At 71.1% G+C, this 3,823-nt stretch carries 2 protein-coding genes and 1 pseudogene; 1 reads left to right on the top strand and 2 read right to left on the bottom strand.

Annotation, left to right across the window (positions count from 1 at the left end):
• Positions 1-100: 100 nt before the first annotated feature.
• Together HKK72_RS37175 and HKK72_RS37180 are read right to left on the bottom strand one after the other, a co-directional pair.
• Positions 101-1,990 (bottom strand): molybdopterin oxidoreductase family protein, encoded by a 1,890-nt coding sequence (locus HKK72_RS37175; RefSeq protein ID WP_187239082.1) that lies wholly within the window; start codon positions 1,988-1,990, stop codon positions 101-103.
• Between the two features lie 12 nt (positions 1,991-2,002).
• Positions 2,003-3,004 carry a 2-dehydropantoate 2-reductase gene (locus tag HKK72_RS37180; protein ID WP_187239083.1) on the bottom strand — a complete coding sequence of 334 codons (1,002 nt, stop codon included), beginning with the start codon at positions 3,002-3,004 and terminating at the stop codon, positions 2,003-2,005.
• A 164-nt stretch (positions 3,005-3,168) separates the two neighbouring features.
• On the opposite strand from HKK72_RS37180, the pseudogene HKK72_RS37185 reads away from it, so the two are divergent.
• A pseudogene (locus tag HKK72_RS37185) lies at positions 3,169-3,823 on the top strand (molybdopterin molybdenumtransferase MoeA); the annotation flags it as partial.

A 3,823-nucleotide genomic window follows, 5' to 3' on the forward strand; every position in this document is an offset into this window, starting at 1 on the left:
GCCGTCCCAGCCCGACCCGGGCGGGCCGAGCAGAGCGTCGACGGCGGCGCGTTCGTCCGCCGTGGGCACGACGTCACGGAAACGCAGGTCCATTCCTCACCTACACCTTGTCGATTCGGATCGCGGTGGCCTTGTACTCCGCGGTGCCGGCGATCGGATCGGTCGCCTCGATCGTGAGGCTGTTGGTGTCGACCACGTCGGGGAAGTGCGGGGTCATGAAGGCGAGGCCCTCGCGCAACGCCTGATCCACGACCACCGGCGCGATCAAGGACGCGCGCCGCGAGCTGATCCGCACCTTGTCGCCTGTCGCGAGGCCGAGCCGCCGGGCGTCCTCTGGGGACAGCTCGATGGCCCCCTCGCCGCGCAGCGGCGAGGAGTATCCGCCCGACTGGACGCCCGTGTTGTAGGAGTCCAGCCGCCGACCGGTCGTGAGCCTGAGGGGGAAGTCGTCGTCGAGGACGTCCACCGGCAGCCGGTGCTCCACGATCCCGAACGGTGCCGGGGCCCCGCGTCGCTCCGGGTCGACCTCCCACAACCTGCCATGGAGGTACGGCGGTTCGAGCCGGTCCTCCGAGAAGCAGGGCCACTGGATCCCGTGCAGCTCCTCCAGCCGCCGGTAGCTCATGCCGGCGTGCATGGGGGAGAGGGAACGCAGCTCGTTCCAGATCTCCTCGGCCGAGGTGGCCTCCCAGTGGTGGCCGAGGCGCCCGGCCAGATCGGAGATGATGGCGATGTCGTCACGGGCCTGCCCGGGCGGGTCGATCGCCTTGCGCACGAGCTGGACGCGGCGCTCGCTGTTGGTGACGGTGCCGTTGCTCTCGCACCACGCGGCGCTGGCCGGCAGCACGACGTCGGCGAGCTGCGCGGTCTTGGTGAGGAAGATGTCCTGCACCACCAGGTGGTCGAGATCGGTGAGCCGCTTGACGGTGCGCTCGGAGTCGGCCTCGGACTGCACCGGGTTCTCGCCGACGCAGTAGACCGCGGTGAGCTCGCGGCGGTCCATCGCCTCGAACATCTGGGTGAGGTGCATGCCGTAGCGGGGTTGGATCTCGCGACCGTAGGCGCGGCCGAACTTCTCCCTGGCCTCGGAGTCGAGGATGTCCTGGAAGCCGGGGAGCCGGTTCGGGATCGCGCCCATGTCCCCGCCGCCCTGCACGTTGTTCTGCCCGCGCAGCGGGTTGAGCCCGGAACCGTACCGGCCGACATGCCCGGTGAGCAGGGACAGGTTGATGAGCGAGCGGACGTTGTCGGTGGCGTTGTGGTGTTCGGTGATGCCGAGCGTCCAGCACAGCTGGGCTCGTTCGGCCCGGGCGAACGCGTGCGCCAGCTCGCGGATCGCCTCGGCCGGGACGCCGGTCTCGCTCTCGGCGGCCGTGAGGGTCCACGGCTCTACGGCGGCGGCGAACTCGGCGAACCCGCTGGTGGCGCGCTCGACGAAGGCCTCGTTCACGAGCCCCGAATGGATGATCTCGCGGGCGACGGCCCCCGCGAGCGGGATGTCCGTGCCGACGTTGAGGCCGAGCCAGCCGTCGGCCCACTTGGCCGAGCTGGTGCGACGCGGATCGACCACGTAGAGCCTGGCGCCGTTACGGACCGCCTTGAGCACGTGGTGGAAGAAGATGGGGTGCGTCTCCCGGGCGTTCGAGCCCCACAGCACGATGAGGTCGGTCTCTTCGATCTCCTGGTAGGAGGAGGTGCCACCCCCGGCACCGAACACTGCCGCCAGACCGGCGACGCTGGGAGCGTGTCAAGTGCGGTTGCACGAGTCGATGTTGTTCGACCCGATGGCCTGGCGCACGAACTTCTGCGCGATGTAGTTCATCTCGTTGGTCGCGCGGGAGCAGGAGAACATGCCGAAGGAGTCGGGGCCGTGCTTTTCGACGTTGCGTGCGAAGCCCGCGGCCGCGCGGTCGAGCGCCTCGTCCCAGCCGGCCGGACGCAGTTCGCCGCGCTCGCGAACCAGAGGCTGGGTGAGCCGGGTGTAGCGCATGACTGCTCTCCTTCAGGGGGTCGGAACGGCGGCTTTGCCCGCCGCCTCCAGGGCCTTCTCGTTAAGAATATCCGCCACCGCGTTGATTGCCCGGAGCGTGGGGACCCGTGTGCTCGTGAGGTCGGCCAGTTCGACCACCGCCGAGAGGATGACGTCGAGCTCCAGCGGCTTACCCTTCTCCAGGTCCTGGAGGGTCGAGGTCTTGTGGTCGCCGGCGCGCTCCGCACCGGCCAGGCGGCGCTCGATGGAGATCTCCGGGCGGCAGCCGAGACTCGCCGCGACGTCGAGGGTCTCGCGCATCATGCTGATCACGAGCTCGCGGGTCTCGCGGTGATTGCAGATCTCGAGCATCGTCGCCCGGGTCAGCGCGCTGATGGGATTGAACGCGATGTTCCCCATGAGCTTGATCCATATGTCGTTCCGGAGGTCGGCCTCGACCGGGCACTTCAGCCCGCCGGCGACCATCGCCTCGCTGAAGGCGGAGCAGCGGCCCGAGATCGTGCCGTTCGGCTCCCCGATCGAGAACCTGGTGCCCTCCAGGTGCCGCACGACGCCGGGTGACTCGATCTCGGTCGCGGCGTAGACGACACACCCGATCGCGCGTTCCGGCGGAAGCGTGGCGGTGACCGCGCCGCCGGGGTCGATCGACTCGATGCGGTACCCCTCGAAGGGACCGGGCAGCCCGTGGAAGTACCACCAGGGGATGCCGTTCTGCGCCGCGATGACGGCGGTGTCGTCCTTGACGAGCGGATGCACCAGCGGACCGGAGGCGGCATAGGCGTTGGCCTTGAGCCCCAGGAACACATAGTCGACCGGCCCGATCTCGGCCGGGTCGTCGGTGGCCGGCGGGCGGGCGGTGAAGTCCCCGCGCGGGCTGAGCACTCGTACACCGTCGCGACGGATGGCCTCGAGGTGGGCGCCGCGCGCGACCAGGTGGACGTCCACCCCGGCGCGATCCAGGGCGGCGCCGACGTACGCGCCGATCGCCCCGGCGCCGACAACAGCGACTCTCACAGCAACTCCGATCGTCGGTGGCTACCGTATTTTGTCTACAGTATGCTGTAGGCCCGGTCAAGGGTCCGATTTCTTACCCTGGAGGCGAGCTAGTGCCCGGCGACTCGCAAGGCCCTCCCATCCGATCGCCCCATGACGGCCTTCCGTGGCCGGAGGCCAGGAATGTGGCGGCGGCGGCCGCCACCCCGCTCGAGGCGCTCGACGTGGTGCTCGGCGAGGCCGGGGGGGCCGTGCTCGCCGACCCGTTGCGCGCGCTCGCGCCCCTGCCCGCCTTCGACACCGCCGCCATGGACGGGTACGCCGTCGCGGGCCCGGGCCCATGGCTGGTGACCGGCCGGATCCTGGCCGGGAGCAGGACGTCCCGCGAGATGAGCGCCGGCCACGCCGTCGAGATCGCCACCGGTGCTCCCGTACCGCGCGGGTCGGCCGCGGTGCTCCCGTACGAGCGGGCCGTCCGCGCCGGCTCGACCGTCGACGGTGTTCTCGAACCCGGCCGGCACATCCGGCGGCGCGGCGAGGAATGCCCGCAGGACGCCGAGGTCCTGCCGACCGGGACGCCGGTGACCCCGGTCGTGCAGGGGCTGGCCGCGAGCCTCGGGCATGACCTGCTGCGGGTGCGGCGCCGCCCGGGGGTCGCGATCCTGGTGACCGGCGACGAGGTCACCGCGTCCGGCCGCCCCGGACGGGGCAGGGTGCGGGACGCCGTCGGCCCGGTGCTCCCCGGCCTCGTGTCGTGGGCCGGAGGGGTGTCGTTGGCCGGCGTGGGGCGGCCTGAGGCCCCGGCTCCGGTCGGGGATCGCCGGGCGGTGGTGGCCGGCG

The organism is Actinomadura sp. HBU206391, assembly GCF_014323665.1.
Lineage (GTDB): Bacteria > Actinomycetota > Actinomycetes > Streptosporangiales > Streptosporangiaceae > Actinomadura_C.